General features: G+C 64.2%; 13 protein-coding genes. 3 read left to right on the forward strand and 10 right to left on the reverse strand.

The annotated features are described in order from the left end of the window. Positions 1–2: 2 nt before the first annotated feature. The 6 genes from FVE66_RS00960 to FVE66_RS00985 all read right to left on the reverse strand — a co-directional run bounded on the left by FVE66_RS00960 (position 3) and on the right by FVE66_RS00985 (position 11,373). Positions 3–3,305, reverse strand: a complete 3,303-nt coding sequence (locus FVE66_RS00960; RefSeq protein ID WP_151445520.1) for an efflux RND transporter permease subunit — start codon at positions 3,303–3,305, stop codon at positions 3–5. Continuing rightward, positions 3,302–6,442 carry an efflux RND transporter permease subunit gene (locus tag FVE66_RS00965; protein WP_151445521.1) on the reverse strand — a complete coding sequence of 1,047 codons (3,141 nt, stop codon included), beginning with the start codon at positions 6,440–6,442 and terminating at the stop codon, positions 3,302–3,304. The genes FVE66_RS00960 and FVE66_RS00965 overlap by 4 nt, the downstream gene beginning before the upstream one ends. 40 nt (positions 6,443–6,482) lie before the next feature. Continuing rightward, complete coding sequence (locus tag FVE66_RS00970) at positions 6,483–8,018, reverse strand: efflux RND transporter periplasmic adaptor subunit (protein ID WP_151445522.1); 1,536 nt, start codon at positions 8,016–8,018, stop codon at positions 6,483–6,485. A 214-nt stretch (positions 8,019–8,232) separates the two neighbouring features. Further along, on the reverse strand, positions 8,233–8,925 hold the full coding sequence (locus FVE66_RS00975; protein ID WP_151445523.1) for an ABC transporter ATP-binding protein: 693 nt from the start codon (positions 8,923–8,925) through the stop codon (positions 8,233–8,235). Then, positions 8,918–10,147, reverse strand: a complete 1,230-nt coding sequence (locus FVE66_RS00980; RefSeq protein ID WP_151445524.1) for an ABC transporter permease — start codon at positions 10,145–10,147, stop codon at positions 8,918–8,920. Before FVE66_RS00980 ends, FVE66_RS00975 begins: the two co-directional genes overlap by 8 nt. After that, positions 10,144–11,373, reverse strand: coding sequence for an efflux RND transporter periplasmic adaptor subunit (locus tag FVE66_RS00985; protein WP_241672955.1), 1,230 nt, complete (start codon positions 11,371–11,373; stop codon positions 10,144–10,146). Before FVE66_RS00985 ends, FVE66_RS00980 begins: the two co-directional genes overlap by 4 nt. Positions 11,374–11,556: 183 nt before the next feature. Between FVE66_RS00985 and FVE66_RS00990 the strand changes: the two genes are divergently transcribed. Further along, a complete protein-coding gene (locus FVE66_RS00990; RefSeq protein ID WP_151445526.1) occupies positions 11,557–13,311 on the forward strand; it encodes a leucine-rich repeat domain-containing protein in 1,755 nt (584 codons plus the stop codon). 39 nt (positions 13,312–13,350) lie between these two features. Here the strand turns inward: FVE66_RS00990 and FVE66_RS00995 are convergent, their stop codons facing one another. The 3 genes from FVE66_RS00995 to htpG form a co-directional block, all read right to left on the reverse strand. Further along, positions 13,351–13,566, reverse strand: coding sequence for a DUF1059 domain-containing protein (locus FVE66_RS00995; RefSeq protein WP_151445527.1), 216 nt, complete (start codon positions 13,564–13,566; stop codon positions 13,351–13,353). Between the two features lie 162 nt (positions 13,567–13,728). Next, a complete protein-coding gene (locus FVE66_RS01000; protein ID WP_161993149.1) occupies positions 13,729–14,730 on the reverse strand; it encodes a complex I NDUFA9 subunit family protein in 1,002 nt (333 codons plus the stop codon). Between the two features lie 885 nt (positions 14,731–15,615). Continuing rightward, the gene (htpG, locus tag FVE66_RS01005; protein ID WP_151445529.1) at positions 15,616–17,529 is read right to left on the reverse strand and encodes a molecular chaperone HtpG; all 1,914 of its coding nucleotides are present in this window, start codon (positions 17,527–17,529) and stop codon (positions 15,616–15,618) included. Positions 17,530–17,679: 150 nt separating this feature from the next. Here htpG and FVE66_RS01010 point away from each other — a divergent pair, with 150 nt between their 5' ends. Both FVE66_RS01010 and FVE66_RS01015 read left to right on the forward strand, forming a co-directional pair. Beyond that, positions 17,680–18,141 (forward strand): RidA family protein, encoded by a 462-nt coding sequence (locus FVE66_RS01010; RefSeq protein WP_151445530.1) that lies wholly within the window; start codon positions 17,680–17,682, stop codon positions 18,139–18,141. A 53-nt stretch (positions 18,142–18,194) separates the two neighbouring features. Further along, positions 18,195–18,524, forward strand: coding sequence for a DHCW motif cupin fold protein (locus FVE66_RS01015; protein ID WP_151445531.1), 330 nt, complete (start codon positions 18,195–18,197; stop codon positions 18,522–18,524). 53 nt (positions 18,525–18,577) lie between these two features. Here FVE66_RS01015 and FVE66_RS01020 read toward each other — a convergent pair whose 3' ends face one another. Continuing rightward, the gene (locus FVE66_RS01020; protein WP_151445532.1) at positions 18,578–19,513 is read right to left on the reverse strand and encodes a ketopantoate reductase family protein; all 936 of its coding nucleotides are present in this window, start codon (positions 19,511–19,513) and stop codon (positions 18,578–18,580) included. Positions 19,514–19,572: the final 59 nt, after the last annotated feature.

A 19,572-nucleotide genomic window follows, 5' to 3' on the forward strand; every position in this document is an offset into this window, starting at 1 on the left:
GTTCATGCCGGACTGGCGGCGCCGGCCAGTTTCGCCTGCTTGCCGCCCGTGTCACCCGTGCTGCTCTTGCGGCGCAGCCGGTCCAGCATCAGGTAAACCACCGGCGTTGTCAGCAGCGTCAGCACCTGGCTGGCTATCAGGCCGCCAACGATCGCCACGCCCAGAGGACGGCGCAGTTCGGCGCCGTCGCCAAAGCCGATTGCCAGGGGCAGCGCGCCCAATGCGGCCGCCAGCGTTGTCATCAGGATCGCCCGGAAGCGCAGCAGGCAGGCTTCGCGCACGGCATCCAGCGGCGCCAGGCCACGCGTGCGCTCGGCTTCGATTGCGAAATCGATGATCAGGATCGCGTTCTTCTTGACGATGCCGATCAGCAGGAATACGCCAATCAGCGCGATGATCGAAAATTCCATCTTGAACAGCAGCAACGCAAGCACTGCGCCAACCCCGGCCGACGGCAGGGTCGACAGCACCGTCACCGGATGCACCAGACTTTCATACAGGATGCCGAGCACGATATAGATCACGATCAGTGCAGCGCCGATCAGCAGGCCCTGGCTTGCCTGCGAGTCCTGGAAGGCGCGCGCTGTTCCCTGGAAGCTGCCGCGCACATTGCCGGGCATGCCGATCGCCGCTTCTGCCCCTCGTATTGCCTGTTCGGCGTCGGACAGGCTGCTGCCCTCGGCCAGGTTGAACGAGATGGTGGTCGCGATCTGCGCATCCTGATGGTTGATGGCGCTGGCGGTGCCGCGCTGACTGAAGCTGGCAACAGTGGACAAGGGCACCATCACGCTGGCGCCGGTGTTGACGGCCTGGCCGGTGGAGGGGTCGCGCAGGCCGGGATTGGCAATGGTGCGCGTTGCCATTGTTGCGGTCGCGGCCGCCGTGGCTGCCACAGTTGCCGCAGTCGCCGCACTTGCGGCAGTGGTTCCTGGCGCATTCGGAACGCTGCTGACGCCGGAAACCGCGCCCGAACGCACCGGCACATGGACGTCGTTGAGCGCGGCCGGGCTGCGTGCATAAACCGGATCGACTTCCATGATCACCCGGTACTGGTTCAGTTCGCCATAGACCGTCGCCACCTGCCGCTGGCCAAAGGCGTTGTACAGCGCATTGTCGATATCGCGTGCGGTCAATCCGAGCCGGGCGGCCCGGTCGCGGTCGACGGTGACATAGGTCTCCACGCCATTGTCCTGCTGGTCGGTGTCGACGTCGGTCAGCACCTTCTCGGATTTCATTTGCTGTGCCAGTTGCCCGGCCCAGCGCCGCAGGTCGGCCAGGTTGTCGCTCTTGAGCGTGTATTGGTAGGTCGAATTGCTCTGGCGGCCGCCCATGCGCACGTCCTGCACGGGATTGAGGAACAGGGTCACGCCGCTGATGGCGGCCAGTTGCGGCCGCAAGCGGGCGATCACTGCCTGGCCGCCTTCCTGGCGCTCGCTGCGCGGCTTGAGCGAGACAAAAACGAAGCCGCCGCCGGCCCGCGCGCCACCAGTGAAACCGGTCACGGTCTCGACTGCGGGATCCTTGTGGATGATATCGACCAGCTGCCGCAATTTGGCCTGCGTGGCCTGGAAGGAAATGCTCTGGTCCGCGCGCAGTCCGCCATTCAACTGGCCGGTATCCTGTTGCGGGAAAAACCCCTTGGGCGCCGCCATGAACAGCCAGACATTCATCACCACCACGCACCCGAGCACGAACATCACCAGCCATTGGTTCTCCAGTGCCCAGTCGAGTGCTTTTGCATAGGTGTCCTGCATGCGCTGGAAGCCGCGCTCGAAGGCGGCCGAGATGCGTCCCGGGCGGCGCGCTTGCGGTCCGGATCTCAGCAGCCAGGCGCACATCATCGGCGTGGTGGTGAGCGAGATCACCAGCGAAATCAGCACTGCAGCCGACAGCGTCAGCGCAAATTCCCGGAACAGGCGGCCGACCTGGCCGCCCATGAACAACAGGGGAATGAATACCGCCACCAGCGAAAGGCTGATCGACACCACCGTGAAACCGACTTCGCGCGCGCCCAGCAGCGCCGCCTTGAAGCGGTCCATGCCCTGCTCGATGTGGCGGCTGGTGTTCTCCAGCACCACGATGGCGTCATCGACCACGAAGCCGGTGGCGACGGTGAGCGCCATCAGGCTCAGATTGTTGAGCGAGAATCCCATCAGGTACATCGCGCCGAAGGTGCCGGCCAGCGACACCAGCGTGGCGACCACCGGAATCACGGTGGCGCGCACCGAGCGCAGGAAGGCGCTGACCACCAGCACCACCAGCACCACCGAAATCAACAGGGTCAGTTCGATCTCGTGCAGCGAGGAACGGATCGACAGCGTACGGTCCGATGCCACCTGCATCTTCACGTCGCCCGGCAATTGCGCCTGCAATTCGGGCAGCAGGGCGCGCACGCTGTCCACCGCTTCGATCACGTTGGCGCCCGGCTGGCGGCGCAGCAGCACGATCACTGCCGGCTGGCCGTTGAACAGCCCGAGCGTGCGCGTGTCTTCCACGCCATCGATTACCCGCGCCACGTCGGACAGCCGGATAGCCGAGCCGTTGCGCCAGCCAACAACCAGGTCGCTGTAATCGCTCGCAGTCGGCCGTCCCTTGCCCTGGCCGGCGGGCTGCGAATAGACCTGGAAGCCTTCGTCCTCGGTCTCGATGCGGCCCTTGGGCCGGTTGGCCGAGGTCGACTGCAGGGCAGCGCGCACGTCTTCCATCGATAGCCCGAGCCGGTTGAGCGCATAGGGCAGCAGTTCTATCCGGACCGCCGGCAAGGAACCGCCGCCGAGTTCGACATCACCGACGCCCGCTACCTGCGACAGCTTCTGCTGCACGATGTTGGCAACCGATTCATACACCTGCCCCGGGCTGAGCGTAGGCGAGGTCAGCGCCAGGATCATGATCGGCGCGTCGGACGGGTTGACCTTGCGGTAGGTCGGATTGCTGCGCAGCGTGGAAGGCAGGTCGGCGCGCGAGGCGTTGATCGCGGCCTGCACTTCGCGCGCGGCGGCATCGATCTTGCGGTTGAGGTCGAACTGCAGGCTGATGCGGGTGTTGCCGGTGCCGCTGGATGAGGTTATTTCATTGACTCCGGCGATCGCGCCCAGCCGGCGCTCAAGCGGCGTGGCGACGCTGGTCGCCATGGTTTCCGGACTGGCGCCAGGCAACGTTGCCGACACCGATACGATAGGGAAATCGACTTGCGGCAGCGGCGCCACCGGCAACACGAAGAATGCCGCGATGCCGGCCAGCGCCAGGCCGACGGTCAGCAGGACCGTGGCGATCGGCCGCCTGACAAAGGGCTCGGACAGGTTCACGCGTTCTCTCCGGCAGCCGCGGCCGCGGGTTCATCGCCTTCGACCAGCTGGCGCCGGCCCCAGCGCCGCGCCAGCTGGTCGAAGCCGAGGTAAATCACCGGCGTGGTGTAAAGCGTCAGCACCTGCGACACCAGAAGTCCGCCGAAAATGGCCAGGCCCAGCGGCCGGCGCAGCTCGGCGCCCTCGCCGAAGCCGAGCATCAGTGGCACCGCCGAAAACAGCGCGGCCATGGTCGTCATCAATATCGGCCGCAGCCGCAGCAGCGCAGCCTGGTGGATCGCTTCGCGCGGCGACTTGCCCTGATTGCGTTCGGCATCAATGGCGAAGTCGATCATCATGATTGCGTTCTTCTTCACGATGCCAATCAGCAGGATGATGCCGATGATGCCGATCACACCCAGTTCATGACCCGCGAGCATCAACGCCAGCAGCGCGCCGACGCCGGCAGAGGGCAGGGTGGACAGGATGGTCAGCGGGTGGATGTAGCTCTCGTACAGCACGCCGAGCACGATGTAGACGCAGATCACCGCAGCCAGGATCAGCCAGAGCTGACTGGACAGCGATGCCTGGTAAGCGCCTGCTGCCCCGAGGAAATCGATGCTGACTGCAGCCGGCAGCTCGATGTCACGCGTCGCTTGCCGGACTGCCTCCACTGCCGTGCCCAGCGACACCCCGGGCGCGGTGTCGAAGCCGAGCGTGGTTGCCGGATATTGCGCGACGTGGGTGACTTGCAGCGGCACCTGTTGCACCTCGATGCGCGCTACCGATGACAGCGGCGTGGTCTTGCCGGAACTGGTGCGCAAGGGCAACTGGCCCAAGCCCTCGGGTGAGGCCAGCCCGGCCTGCTGCGCCTCCAGGATCACGCGGTACTGGTTGCTCTGCGTGAAGATGGTCGACACGATGCGCTGGCCGAATGCGTTGTAGAGCGCATCGTCGATTGCCGCCGCGCTGACGCCCAGCCGGGATGCCGTGTCGCGGTCGATCCGGACCACCGCGGCGCTGGTGCGGGCGCCCACATCGTTGTGCACATTGCGCAGTTGCGGCAACTCCCGCATGCGCGTGGCCAGGCGGGTGGCCCAGTCGCGAACGGTGGCGGTGTCGACGCCTTCCATCGACAGCCGGAACTGGGTCGGCCCGCTCTCGGCGTCGATGGTCAGGTCCTGGGTCGGTTGCAGGTACAGCGTGATGCCGGCAACCTGGCTTGCGCTTTCGCGCAGCCGGTCCATGATCGCCTGCTGCGAGTCGCTTCGATCGCGCTTCAGGTTGACCAGCATGCTGCCGGTGTGCAGCATGGTGTTGTTGGCGCCGTCGACGCCGACCACCGAGCTCAGCGATTCGACCGCCGGGTCTTGCAGCACGCGCGCCGCCACCAGTCGCTGCAGTTCGCTCATTCTGGCAAACGAAACCGACTCCCCGGCCTGCACCCGCAGTTTCAGCTGGCCAGTGTCCTGCGTCGGGAACAGGCCCTTTGGTATCAGGATATAGAGCGCGACCGTCAGCACCAGCGTGGCCAGCGCCACCAGCAGCGTCAGCGACTGGCGCTCCAGCACCCACACCAGGCTGCGGTCGTAATGGCCGACAACGCGCTCGAAGCCGCGCTGTATCGCGCCGCCGATGCGGCTGAAGAATGATGGCGAATGCGCGTTTTCCCGCTGCTCTTTCGGCTCCAGCCAGCGGCTGGCCAGCATCGGTACCAGCGTCAGCGAGACGATGGCGGAGATCACGATGGTGATTGCCAGCGTCACCGCAAATTCACGGAACAGCCGGCCCACCACATCGCCCATGAACAGCAGCGGAATCAGCACCGCGATCAGCGATACCGTCAGCGACACGATGGTGAAGCCGATCTGCGCGGCGCCCTTCAATGCAGCCTCCATCGGCGACTCGCCTTCCTCGATGTAGCGGGAAATATTCTCGATCATCACGATCGCATCGTCGACCACGAAACCGGTGGCGATGGTCAGCGCCATCAGCGACAAGTTGTTCAGGCTGTAGCCCAGCAGGTACATCAGGCCGAAGCTGCCGATCAGCGAGATCGGCACTGCCAGGCTGGCAATCACGGTGGCGCGCACGCTGTGCAGGAAGGCGAAGATCACCAGCACTACCAGCACCACCGCCAGCAGCAATTCGATTTCCACATGCTTGACCGAGGCGCGGATGCCGGTGGTGCGGTCGCTCAGGATATCCAGGCTGACCGCCGCCGGCAGCCCTTTCTGAAGCTCGGGCAGGCGCGCCTTGATGGCGTCCACCGTGCTGATCACGTTGGCGCCGGGCTGGCGCTGCACGTTCAGGATGATGGCCTGCTTGTTGCCCGACCATGCGGCCAGCCGCGCATTCTCGGCGCCGTCGACCACTTTTGCCACTTCCGACAGCCGCACCGGCGCCCCGTTGCGCCAGGCAATGATCAGGTCGCGATATTCGGTAGCCTGCTGCAGCTGGTCATTGGCATTGATCATGAACAGCCGGGTCGGGCCATCGAAGCTGCCCTTGGCGCTGTTGGCATTGGCCGCGGCGATCGCGGTGCGTATCGTATCCATGCCAAGGCCATACGAGGCCAGCACCTGGCTGTCCGCCTGTATCCTGACTGCCGGCCGTTGTCCGCCCGACAGCGTGACCAGGCCAACGCCGTTGACCTGGCTGATCTTCAGCGCCAGCTGCGTGTTGACGATGTTCTGGACCTCGGTCAGCGGCAGGGTGTCGGAGGTGATCGCCAGCGTCAGCACTGGCGCATCGGCCGGGTTGACCTTGGCGTACACCGGCGGCGCCGGCAAGTCCGCCGGCAGCAGCGAGCCGCCGGCATTGATTGCAGCCTGCACCGACTGCTCCGCGACATCCAGCCCCAGGCCAAGATCGAATTGCAGCGTTACCAGCGACACGCCCGCGGCGCTGGTCGAGCTCATGCGCGCCAGCCCGGGCATCTGGCCGAACTGCCGCTCCAGCGGCGCGGTCACGGTCTGGCTCATCACTTCCGGACTGGCGCCGGGGTAGAGAGTCTGTACCTGTATGGTCGGATAGTCGATCTGCGGCAGCGCCGACAAGGGCAGCAGCCGGAAGCCCAGCAATCCGGCCAGCACGATGGCCAGCATCAGCAGGCCGGTGGCAACCGGGCGCCGGATGAACGGTGTGGATGGACTCATCTGCGAGGGTACTCAGCTGCGGTGCGGGGAGGCAGCATGCTCATTGCGCCTGTCCTTCAGGACGACGGCGTTGTTCGCGAGCCGGCGCCGCGGCATCCGCCGGGCTGGACTGGCGCTGGCTTCCGGCCGCGGCAGGTCCTGCGGGCGCGGCCGATGGCGCCGCAGCCGCCGCAGCTGACCCGGCGGCGGGCGCTGCCTGCGCCCCCGCATTGGCTGCAGTGCCTGCCGGCGTGGCCTGGCCAGCCTGGCCAGCGCCGCCCTGGCCGCGCATGCCGCGTGCGCCGGGCCGGTCACCCGGCAGGTTGACCGGCGAGCCGTCGCGCAGGCGATCCGCACCTTCGGTAATCACCGGCCAGCCGGGTTTCACGCCCGACACGATCTGCACCTTGTCACCCACGATCCGGCCGGCCTGGACCGGGCGCAGCTTCACTGTCTTGGTTTCCGGGTTGAATACATAGACATAATCACCGCTGCTGCCATGGCGCAGCGCGGAGATCGGCACCAGCACGGTGTCGGCAATGGTGCGCAGCTGCAAGCGCACGTTGACGAACTGGCCGGGGAACAGTGTCGAATCTTCGTTTGTGAAGCGTGCCTTGGCGCGCGCAGTGCCGGTTTGTGCGTCGATCTGGTTGTCGAGCGCGAGGAAGCGGCCGGTCGCCAGCAGCCTGGTCCGGTCCCGGTCCCATGCGGTCACTGTCATCTTGTCGGCGGCTTTCAGTTGCTGGCGCAGCGCGGGAAGCTGGTCCTGCGGCACCGCGAACACGACGTCGATCGGCGCAACCTGGGTGATGGTGACCAAGCCATTGGCATCGTTGGGGCCGGTGATGTTGCCAAGGTCGACACTACGCAGCCCGACCCGGCCGGCGATCGGCGCCGTCACCCTGGTGTAGCCCAGGTTCAGCCTGGCCGTTCCTTCGTTGGCGCGGTCAGTCATCACCGTGCCTTCCAGTTGCCTTACCAGCGCGGCCTGGGCCTCGACCTCCTGGCGCGCAATCGAGTCCTGCTCCAGCAGCGTGCTGAAGCGCTTGAGCAGCACCCGTGCATTATCCAGCTGTGCTTCGTCACGCTGGCGCTGGCCGCTGGCTTGCATCAGCGCCATTTCGAACGGCCGCGGATCGATCTGGGCCAGCAGTTGTCCGGCCTTGACGGCCTGGCCTTCGGTGTAATGGATTTTCTGGAGCACGCCCGAGACCTGGGCACGCACGATTGCCATGGCCGGGGATGTCACGGTGCCCAGCGCGTCGACTTGCACCGGAATGTCGGCGCTTTCGGCGCGCGCGACGCCAACCGTGGTGGCCGCAGCGCGGCCGCCGCCCGCACCAGCCGGGCGCGCGCCTCCACCGGCAGCACCCGCCGCACCGGGAGCACCTGCAGCACCTGCAGCACTCGCGCCGGTGCTGGCGGTCTGCGCCGTCCCTGGTGCGCCCGGCTTCGCTTTGCCGGCATTACTGGTCAGGTACCAGACCAGCGCCGCCAGCAAGGCCACCGAGAGCAGGGCGATCACTGTTCCGAGCGGGAATTTCCCCTTCCTGCTGGCGCTCGTGCGCGAATCGGCTGCCGGGTCCCGTCTGTCCATGCGTATTTCCTTGTTTGTGGTCGCAACCGGATTGCTCGGGGTGTTTGCTTGCGCGTCCTTGCGCCCCGGAATCCGTCTCATGCGAGGAATCCTGCGCCCGGGATGTTTCCGGGCTTTTTCTGCCGGCCGTCAACTGTTTCAATTTGTAAGCAAGCCAGCGGGCAATAGTGCCATGCAAGCGCAAAATGTGCTGGCCGCAAGCCCGGGACCGGGCTTAGTCCCCTTGCGACACCAGGCTACCGTCCACCAGTTCGACGATCCGGTCGCACCGGCTCGCCAGTTCCAGGCTGTGCGTCACCAGCAAGAACGCGCTGCCGCTCTCGTGGCACACATCCCGCATCAACTGGAACACACCATCAGCCGATTTGGTATCGAGGTTCCCGGTCGGCTCATCGGCCAGGATCATGGGCGGCTCCTGTGCCAGCGCGCGCGCAACCGCAACCCGCTGTTGCTGCCCACCCGACAGGCGATCAGCCTTGTTGTCGGCCCAGCGTTCCAGGCCGACCTTGGTCAGCAGGTCCAGCGCCTTGGCGCGCATTGCTGCGTTGGCCCGGCCCCGGTCCAGCAGCATCGGCATCATCACGTTCTCCAGCGCGGTGAACGCGGTGATCAGGTGGTGATGCTGGAACACGAATCCGATACTGTGTCCGCGCAGCCGGGTGATCTCGGCGTCGTCCATGGCCGAAGTATCGCGGCCCTGCACGTACAGCTTGCCGCTGGTCGGACGGTCGAGCAGGCCGATGATGTTGAGCAGCGTGCTCTTGCCGGATCCGGAAGGTCCCATCAGCGCGACGAAGTCGCCGCGCTGCAGTTCCAGGTCGATGCCGTGCAATACCTCGGTCTCGGCCGGCGTGCCGATCGCATAGGATTTGTGGATCCCGACCAGGCGCAGGACCGGCTCAGCCACGGATGGCCTCCACCGGTTCCAGTCGCGCCGCGCGCAGCGCCGGCGTCACCGCTGCCAGCAGTCCTACCACCGTGGCCAGTACCGCCGCAGTGAGGTACAACTGCAGCGGGATCGTAATCACGAACAAGGAGCTGCCATCCGGATTGCGCGCCACCAGCTTCCATGCGGCCAGCAACAGTGTTGCCATCGCGCTGCCAGTCAAGGAACCCAGCAGGCCGACCAACGCGCCCTGGATCAGGAACACCCGCATCAGCTGTCCGCGGGTGCCGCCCATCGCGCGCAGGATGCCGATCTCGCGCGAACGCTGGACCACCGACACCACCAGCACGCTGGCAATGCCGGCCGCGACCGACAGGCCAACGAAGAAGCGGATCATGGCGCTGCTCATGTTCTGGGCCCGCAGGGCGAGGAAGAACTGGCTGTTGCTCTCGATCCAGCTGGTGGCCTCCAGCCCGGTCTGGCCGGCCACTGCCCGGGCGATCGTTTCCGCCTCGAATGGCTGGTGAACCGTGAGGTCGATGCTGGTGACGCCGCCGGGCAGGCCGGCCAGGTTTTGCGCGGTCGACAGCAGCACGAAGACATTGCGCTGGTTGGCGGTGCGGGCGCCCAGGTCGAACAGGCCAACGATGTTCAGGGTCCGGTCGCTGCCGGTGGGCGAAACTACGCGCAGCTTGTCGCCGAGTTGCAGGCCGAGGTTCTTCGCCAGTTCGGTACCGATCAGGATGTCGGCATTGGTCAGGCGCCAGGTGCCTGCGACCATCTTCTCGGGCAAGGCAACGATGCGCACGTACTGCTCGGGATCGATTCCGGTCAGCACGATGGACTGGCTGGCGTCTCCGCGAATCGCGAATCCCGAGCCATTCAATGTCGGCGATACCGCGCGGACGTCGCTGCGCAGCTGCATTTCATCCCGCACTTTCTGCCACTGGTCGATCGAGACCAGGCGCTGGGGTGGCGTCTGCTGGCGTATCGTGAGCGCTTCGCCAGGGGCGGGCGAGCGCAATGGGCGGGCGACCTGGCGCGGCCGCTCCAGCACGATATGCGCTTGCGATGACAGTACGCGGTTGAACAAGTTGGATTGCAAGCCGTCCAGCAATGCCGACATGAACACGATCACGGCCACGCCGATCGCTGCGCCAAGCACGATGAACAGCGATTGCAGCCGCCCCTCGCGCAAGAAGCGCAGGGCGGCTATCCACTCGAACGGCAGCAGATTACTCACCGGACTGTCCTGTCGCTGCCATCTGCCCGGGCACGGATCCGCGCGCCTTCAGCAAAGCTTGCTGTTGCCGGCAGCACCAGGTCGCCCTCGCGCAGGCCATCCAGCACCTCGACCTTGCCTGTGCCACGCAGGCCCAGGCGTAGCGGCTGCCGGGTCGCGCGGCCATCCGCTGCTTTCATGACCCAGGGCGTCGATGAGGCTTCGCGCAGCGCATCTGCCGGAACCGTCAGCACCTTGCTGCGGCGCGCCACTTCGATATCGGCCGAGACCGTCATGTCCTGGCGTAAATAGGCCGGCGGCGACAGCACGTCCAGCCGCACTTCGACCGAGCCGCGCTGGGCGTCGATGCCCGGATTGATATACGCGATGCGAGCCGGGAAACGCTCGCTGGGGAAGGCATCGGCCGAGGCCAGTGCTTCCAGGCCCAGGCGCAATTGTGCAAGGTTGCGTTCGTCGATCTGCAGCACCAGCTGGGTCGGGCCGGCCGGCGACAGCACCATCAGCACCTTGCCCGGCTGGACCACATCGCCGCGTTCGACATTGCGGGTGATCAGCACGCCGTCATGGGCCGCAACGATGCGGGTCAGGGCCAGCCGCGCCTGCGCCGCGGCCAGGGTGGCGTTGGCCTGTTCCAGTGCCGCACGGGCCAGCTGGCGGTCGGCGCCGCCGCCCTCGTTGCTTTTCACTTGCAGTCGGGTCGACTGCAGTTGGCTTTCAGCGATGTCGAGGTTGCGGCGTGCATCGTCGAGTGCGGCTTGTCCGACAAAGTTTTTCTGTTGCAGTTCGCGCGTGCGCTCATATTGGCGGCGCGTGTTTTTCAGGTTGATTTCAGCCTGGTTCAGGCTTTGCCTGGCAGCCGGCAGGCTTAGCGTGTCCAGTTGCGCCAGCCGCGCCTGCGCCTGGGACACGCCGGCGCGCGCCTGCTCGACCGCAGCCCTCTGCTCGCTGCTCTCCAGGGCGATCAGCAACTGGCCCTTCTTCACCGCCTGCCCCTGCGCTACCGGCACCTCGGCAACCGTCCCGGTCAGCTGGCTGCCGACGTCCACCCGTAGCGGCGTCTCGATCCTGCCGCTGGCGACCACGGACTGGATCAGGTCGGCACGCTCGACCGCCAAGGCAGGGGTGACCGGTCCGATCGCGGCGCGCCAGCCCACGGCGGTGAGCACGGCCAGGGCGACCAGGACGAACAGTATGGCCCGGGCCCGGCGGTGGAGAAACTCGTTCAATTGCGAGGGGAGCATGTTGGGCGGAAGCGAGAGGGCGGGTGAATGGGCAAATGATAGGTAGCCTACCGGCAACTTCGGTTGATGTGAATCAAAATCTCCAGGATGTTTCCCGGGGCAGGACCGGATCGACGGAACCGATTCCGGCCAGCATTGCACGAAGTGACCTTTCCGAATGAGGTGACGATGAATACCCAGCGATTATCCCCGCGAGCCAATCCGGCCCCGGCGCACCAGCCACCGGCAACCGGCGATGCCATTGCCACTCTGGCGCAGGTACCCGTTGTCGGCCCGGTTTGCCGCATGCCCGAGGACGTGCTCTGGACCATCATGCACCTCCAGTTTGACCGGCGTTCCCAGGGGTCCTGGCCAAAGCAGATCCGCGACCTCAGGCTGGTATCGAAAACCTGGCGCGGGGCCCTGGACGGCTATCTCGATTCTTCGTTCTCGTATGCTTCGGCATGCGTCGCAGAGATGCTTCATGCGCACGCGATCAGGAATGGCGCCACGCCTGAAGAAGCGGTTCGTTCTGCGGCCCGGCAATCCGGCTTTGTTTTTCTGGACAGGATGGCGCAGCCGTCGATGGCAATTGCGCTGCTCGCCGGGTTGACAGGCTGGAAGGCTGCGAGCCTGGCTGTGGTTCGCGGCAGGGATCTGGAGCAACTTGCGTGGTCCGGTCGTCGACCAGCAATCACCATCCAGGCCCTTGACCTGATTGACCTGAGCGACTGCAAGGGTCTCGCACAATTTTTCGGAAGCAGTAACTGCAAGGCCCTCATCCGCTTCCGGGCCGTGAGTCGCGATGGGCCGTGGGGAGGAGAAGAGGCTGCCGCGTCCATGCAGCAGTTGGCCGATGCCCTGGCGAATCATTGGCATGGTGGGCAGGTCACGATAGGCAGGTCACCGCTGTCGCCCATGTCCCTGCGCAGGTGGGTGCCCGGATTCGCCAGTGTCATCGAGCGACTGGCGCAGGATCCGGCCTGGCGCTTTGATATCAGCCCGAACAGGCTGCGCGGCACACGGCAGTCAATCGGCGCCAAGTCATGCACGCTGCTTGTGCCATGGACCTTTCGCAGCAACGAGATCCCGAAATCCATGTCCTGCCGATCCATCGTGCTCAATGACCCGGGTCCGGTCAGCGGCTGGCTGACAGCGGCCTGGCTGGCTGCGCAGCCGCACCTGCATACCTTGCGACTCAACCGGATTGAAAACGATGAGGCCCGCGCAGTGCTTTCGGCTTTCGGATCGGCATCGGTGCTACGCTTCCTTGAGCTCGATTTCTTCGGTGTCGAGTTCGCGCAAGACATTTGCGGCGAGTTGACGAATCTTTTCGCGCTGCATCCACACCTCAAAGCGCTGGGCCTGAAGCACCTGGTCCTGACCGCCGTTGAAGCGGATGCTTTCGCGCGGGCCTTCGCCTTGCAGCGGTCGATCAGGCTGCTCGACATTCGCTTCACCGATATCGAGATGGCCGATCCGCGGCAGCTTGTGGAACATGTATTCGGCAATCCGCGACTGCAGGAGTTGTGGCTCGATGCAGGGACAGTCAAGCAATGCCTGGCGATGCTCCAGGAGTCCTTGCGCCGGAACACCTCGCTGGAACGCTTTCACATTGTGCAGTGTGACAGGGCGCAGATCAACTGGGTGGAAATTGGCCCGCTGATCGAGGCCGCATGCCTGGGACCCGCAGGGAAACCGCTGGTTCTCCAGCTGGAGGGATATCAGCCATTGACCGTGGAGCGTGCGAGCGGAAAGGAAGGATACGAACGGCTACTCGCCATGATCTTGACAGACTGGCTGCGCAATACCGAATCCGAGCGCGTACTGACCGAGATCACCGAGATCCTGACAGGCCAGTTGATCCAGGACAGTTCGGCATGGTCTGATGACTCCTTCTCGGATGATGCAGGCCCGGATGATTCCGACAAGGAAAATGGGTGAGAGACTGCGCGCTTCAGGCGAGATCTTCGCCTGAAGCACTCATACGGCGATCTTGGGGCGCTCCACCGGTGGGGTGCCCTGGTGCATGCATTGCCGCAGTTGGTCCCGGAACTCGGCGGTGTCCTGATGTCCGTGTACGGTGACGGCGTGCTGGACGGCAGCGGCAATCAATTCGTCCTCGTCATCCGCTGCGATCGAGATGCTGCAATTCATTTCGCTCGGGAACTCCCGGCAATCGATATATTGGCGTGCCATGTCGCTCTCCTTGAAGGAAGTAGGCGATTTCGTTATAGGCGTGCGCACCGGGCACGGCAAGCATCGCACGGAACCGGGTTTGTTCCATGTCGAAGAAAACGAAGGTTCCAGGCTAGTGAGTTTCCGGGCCGGGAATCTGGCGCATGCGCGAGACCTCAAGGATCACATTCGCGCTACCAGATAGAACGCGATCGCCAGCGCAAGCACGGCCGCAATGCCCAGCAAGGGCAGCAACCAGTTGAATAGCGCCCGCCTGCGCACTGCCGCTCGCTCGGCCGGGCCGATGAAACCGGATACCGCTTTCGGCGCTCTTCCCAGCAGTGCCATGGTGATGGCAGGGTCGGCGGTATTGCCGCGCTCCAGCATCGCCAAGGTTTCCGGATCCAGCATGCTGCCCGGCAGTTTTCCGGCAAGGCTGGCGCCCAGCCGTACCAGCGGCATCGGTACCGGGAAGAACAAGCGTCTGCGCAACTGCATCGCATTGCCGAGCTCGACGAGGAATGATTTGAGTGTCAGCGGCACCGGGCCGACCACCGGGATGCGTTTGCCGGGCGGGACATGTTCAGTCGTCTCCAGCAGTCGCATCACGACTTGCACGAGGTCATCGACATGGACTGGCTGCAGTCCCTGCACGCCGCCACCGGGCAGGCCGACAAGCGGCATCGAGGCGAGCGTATTGAACAGCGCAGCGCCGCCGCTGTCGATGCCATAAACTACAGAGGGTTGGACGATTGCGCTCGATAGCGGGAGTGCGGCGAGGAAGTCATCTGCCTGCTTCTTGCTGAGGTGGTAGCGGCTGGCCGCGTTTTCGTCAGCGCCGTTGGCCGAAACCTGTATCACGCGCTTGACGCCAGCCTTCGCGCAGGCCTGGAACAGGGCAACCGGCGCCCGGTGATGGATGGCGTCGAAAGTTTGCTTGCCTTGTTCGCGGATGATGCCAACTGCGTTGATGACGGCATCGACGCCGGCCAGTCGGGGCAGCCATTCGGCGCTGTCATGGTCGCGGGTGAAATCGACGGCGATTTCCGATACGCCGGGTGTGGCGGCGCTAGGCAGCGTGGGCGGGCGCCTTGTTGCGCACACTACCTGGTGTCCGCTGGCGACCAGCGCTTCGAGCAGATGGCGGCCGATGAAGCCGGTGGCGCCGGTCAAAAGTATTCGCATTCGATACTCCCTGTTGTGATCAGCACCCATGGCCGTGGTTGATCGGTTTTGTGGTTTTGCGGCTCTCTGGCTTGCGGGTGGTGTGGCTGGGTTTGATGGTTGTGGTTGTGAAGCCGGGAGACACCCCGGCGGGTGTGTCCCTTTCTTTTCAAAAAGAAAGGAACCAAAGAAAACACCGTCAAAACCCACTTGGCCAACGCCCGCTCCGAACGCCAACCAGACTCGGATGTCTGGGCCGAACCAGTGCGACCTTCGCGAGGAAGCTCCTGCCACATGTTCGCCTCTGACCGGGATCAGCCAACCCGCTTCAATGCCGCCGACCGCACACCACCGCTCGTTGACTCCCAATTGTTTTCGAAGCCGCTAATTGGCTCTTGAGGTCCGATTGTCAGCGGGAGTGGGGATCGCAGGGGATTTTCTGCCGTTCTCTGCTGTTCTATGCCGTTCCTGAACGGATCCCCTCAGTCGCCAATTTGAAGCTTCGAAAAACATTAAGAGTCAACGGTGCGCTGGGCATCGGTATAAGACACTTCATGGGGTTGGCTGATTAGGTAAGCGGCACCCAGCCGAGGGATCATCTCTCGCGAACGTCGCACTGGATTAGCCCAGACATCCGAGTCTGGTTGGCTATCGAAGCGGGCGTTGGCCAAGTGGGTTTTGACGGTGTTTTCTTTGGTTCCTTTCTTTTTGAAAAGAAAGGGACACACCCGCCGGGGTGTCTCCCGGCTTCACAACCACAACCATCAAACCCAGCCACACCACCCGCAAGCCAAAGAGCCGCAAAACCACAAAACCACAAAACCTCGAACCCGGATAACAATTACCCCTCGAAACGGAGCAGGGGCCACAGCGGCCGTCGCATGAACGGACGGCCGCCCCCCGGGATTACTTGCCCGCCAACGCCAGCAACATCTCGTTCAGCCGCCGCACAAACCCGGCTGGATCCTGCAAGGTCCCGCCTTCCGCCAGCGCCGCCTGATCGAACAAGATGCTCGACCAGTCATCGAAACGCGCCTCCTCGTACTTCAGACGCTGCACCAGCGGATGATCGGGGTTGATTTCCAGGATAGGCTTGCTGTCCGGCGCATTCTGCCCGGCGGCCTTCAGCATCCGCAGCAGGTTGCCCGACAGTTCGTTCTCGTCTGCCACCAGACAGGCCGGCGAGTCGGTCAGACGAAAGGTGACGCGCACATCCTTGGCCTTTTCGCCCAGCGATGTCTTCATCTTCTCGACCAGTTCCTTGTACTGCGCTTCGGTCTCTTCGTGTGCTTTCTTCTCGGCTTCGTCTTCCAGCTTGCCAAGGTCGAGGTCACCCTTGGCCACCGACACCAGTTCCTTTCCTTCGAATTCGGTCAGGAAGGACAGCATCCATTCATCCACGCGGTCGGTCAGCAGCAGGACCTCGACGCCTTTCTTGCGGAAGATTTCCAGATGCGGTGAATTGCGCGCCGCAGTCCATGAGTCGCCGGTCACATAGTAGATCTTGTCCTGGCCTTCCTTGGCCCGCGCCACATAATCGGCCAACGAGACGTTCTGCACGTCGGTGTCGTTGTGGGTCGAGGCGAAACGCAGCAGTTTGGCCAAGCGCTCCTTGTTGGTCGCATCCTCGCCCATGCCTTCCTTCAGCACCTGGCCGAATTCCTTCCAGAACGTCGCGTACTTGTCCTTCTGCGCCTGCTCGTCGCTGTTGGCCAATTCTTCCAGCATGCCCAGCACGCGCTTGGTCGAACCTTCGCGGATCGCCTTGACGTCGCGCGATTCCTGCAAGATCTCGCGCGAGACGTTCAGCGGCAGGTCGTTGGAGTCGATCACGCCTTTGACGAAGCGCAGGTAGACCGGCATCAGTTGCTCGGCGTCGTCCATGATGAACACGCGCCGCACGTACAGCTTGATGCCGCCGCGCTTTTCGCGGTCCCACAGGTCGAACGGCGCATGCGACGGGATGTACAGCAGCTGGGTGTACTCGCTGCGGCCCTCGACCCGGTTATGGGTGTGGGTCAGCGGCTCCTGGTAGTCGTGCGAGATGTGCTTGTAAAACTCGTCGTACTGTTCCGGTGTGATGTCGTTCTTGCTGCGTGCCCACAGCGCGCTGGCCTGGTTGATCGTTTCCAGTTCGTCGCTGACGACGTTTTCCTTCTTCTCTTCGTCCCACGCCTCTTTCCTCATCTGGATCGGCAGGGCGATGTGGTCGGAGTAGCGGCGGATGGTCGATTTCAGCTTCCACGACGACAGGAATTCGTCTTCGCCTTCACGCAGGTGCAGCACGATGTCGGTGCCGCGGCCAGGCTTCTCGATCGTCTCGACCGTGAAATCGCCTTCGCCGCCGGACTGCCAGCGCACGCCTTCGCTGGCCGGCAGGCCGGCGCGCCGGCTTTCGACGGTGATGCGGTCGGCGACGATGAAGGCGGAGTAGAAGCCGACGCCGAACTGGCCGATCAGGGCCGAGTCCTTCTGCTGGTCGCCGGACAGCTTCGAGAAGAAATCCTTGGTGCCCGACTTGGCGATGGTGCCCAGGTGCTCGATCGCCTCGTCGCGGCTCATGCCGATGCCGTTGTCGGCGATCGTGATGGTGCGGGCATCCTTGTCGAAGTCGACCCGGATCTTCAGTTCAGGGTCGGTTTCGTACAGGGCGGTGTTGTTGATCGCTTCGAAGCGCAGCTTGTCGGCGGCGTCGGATGCGTTGGAAACCAGCTCGCGCAGGAAGATTTCCTTGTTCGAATACATGGAGTGGATCATCAGCTGCAGCAGCTGCTTTACCTCAGCCTGAAAACCCAGGGTCTGCTTTTCGGATACGGCCATTTTTTTCCTCTAAGGATGGTTTGTGACAGGTGGCGGGGGAGGTGGGGACGGAATCCGGGATTTCAAGCGCCGGATTTCAATCGACAGGGTTAAAATCGCTTTTTGCCACCGCTGCTGGTGGCAGTTTCTTCCGATCCCGCTGGAGTGTCCATGTCCGTTTACGAAAAACTGAAGCAACTGCAGATCGAATTGCCCGCTGTCGCCACCCCGGCGGCCGCCTATGTCATGCACGCCCGCAGCGGCAACCAGGTCCTGCTGTCCGGCCATATCGCCAAGAAGGCGGGCAAGGTCTGGGTCGGCCAGTTCGGGCGCGACATGCAGACCGAGGAGGGCAGGGCCGCCGCGCGTTCGGTCGCGATCGACCTGCTGGCCACGCTGCAGGACGCCTGCGGCGGCGACCTGAACCGGGTGCGCCGGATCGTCAAGGTGATGAGCCTGGTGAACTCCACGCCGGATTTCACCGAGCAGCACCTGGTCACCAACGGGGCATCGGAATTGCTGGTCGAGGTGTTCGGCGAACGTGGCCGCCACGCCCGCTCGGCGTTCGGCGTGGCACAACTGCCGATGGGCAGCTGCGTCGAGATCGAACTGATCGCTGAAGTGGAAGAATAAGTGGAAGAATAGGGGCAAGCGGCATTGCCGCTGCCGTCCCCAAGGAGAGCATCATGCGCATGCAGGACATTCCCTTCGGCACCACGGACTGGAGCCAAGTGGAGCGGACCGAGCACAAGGGGGACCTTGGAACCGCGCTGTGGCGCACCCGCGTATTCGGCGATATCCGGGTGCGGGTGGTCGAATATTCGGCCGGATATGTGGCCGATCACTGGTGCGAGAAAGGGCACATCCTGTTTTGCCTGGAAGGGGAGCTGCACACCGAACTGCAGGATGGGCGGCGCTTCGTGCTGAAGCCCGGGATGAGTTACCAGGTGGCGGACGGGGCGGAGTCGCACCGTTCGCGCGCTCCGGGCGGCGCCAAGCTGTTCATCGTGGATTGAGGCCGAAAGGCAGGCCGGCCTGCCCGCCTTTCCTGCTGTTCATGCCCTGCTGTTCATTCCCTTTCTGGCCGGGGGTTCTCCACTTGCATGTGGCACCAGGCAGCGCGCATCAGCGGCGCGGCCAGTCCCTGCGCTGCCGCCATCTTGCACATCTCCCCAAGCACATGCTCGTGTTCGGTCCTTTGCCCTGACATCAGGTCGCGGTACATCGATGCCGTGAAATCGGAGCCGTGCTGCGCCAGCACGGCCATTGCGCTGCTCCTGCCTTGCGCCGGCACCGGATGGCCATGGGCCGCGGCGACGGCCAGGCATTCCTCGTACATCTCGCGGACCAGCGCTTCTCCCTCGACGGTCGCCATGATTTTTCCGATCGATCCCCGATACAGCGTGGTCGAGCCAGCCAGCGTGGCCAGGAAGGTCCATTTGGTCCACAGATGCTGTTCGATGCTATCCGTGCGCTCATCTACATATATCGCGTCGAAGCGGGTGCGCTGGCACAGCTCGAAAAATGTCTTCAGCAGGGCTGCCTGCCCGGGCGCTCGCGGACCCACGGTCAGGCTATGCAACTGGTTGAGATGCATGATCGTGCCATCCGGACCCAGCATCGCGCCGATATGGGCGACGCCGCCCGCCACCCTTTCGCGGCCAAAGCGGCGGTCGAGCAGCTCGAGATGGGTGAGGCCATTCAGGAACGGCAGCAACAGTGCCCGCCCCTGCAGCGCGCGGTCCAGCGCGGCCAGGCTGTCTTCCAGGTCGTAGGCCTTGGGCGCCATCATCACCAGGTCGTAGTCGGGCGTGACGGTTTCCGCTGTTACCAGCTGCACCTTCAAATGCAGCTTGCCGGCCGGGCTTTCGACCCGCAGTCCGTTTTCGCGCAAGGCTTGCAGCCGCTTCGGCCTGACCAGCCAGGTTACATCAGCGCCGGCTTCTTGCAGGCGCGCGCCGAAATAGCCGCCTACGCCGCCTGCTCCCAGTATCAATATCTTCATCGTATTCCCTGTGCTCGTCCGCATCCCCGGCCGCCGCTCAACTCCGATCCGGGCCGATC

It is taken from the genome of Lacisediminimonas profundi (assembly GCF_008831265.1).
In the GTDB taxonomy this organism is placed as follows: Bacteria; Pseudomonadota; Gammaproteobacteria; order Burkholderiales; family Burkholderiaceae_D; genus Lacisediminimonas; species Lacisediminimonas profundi.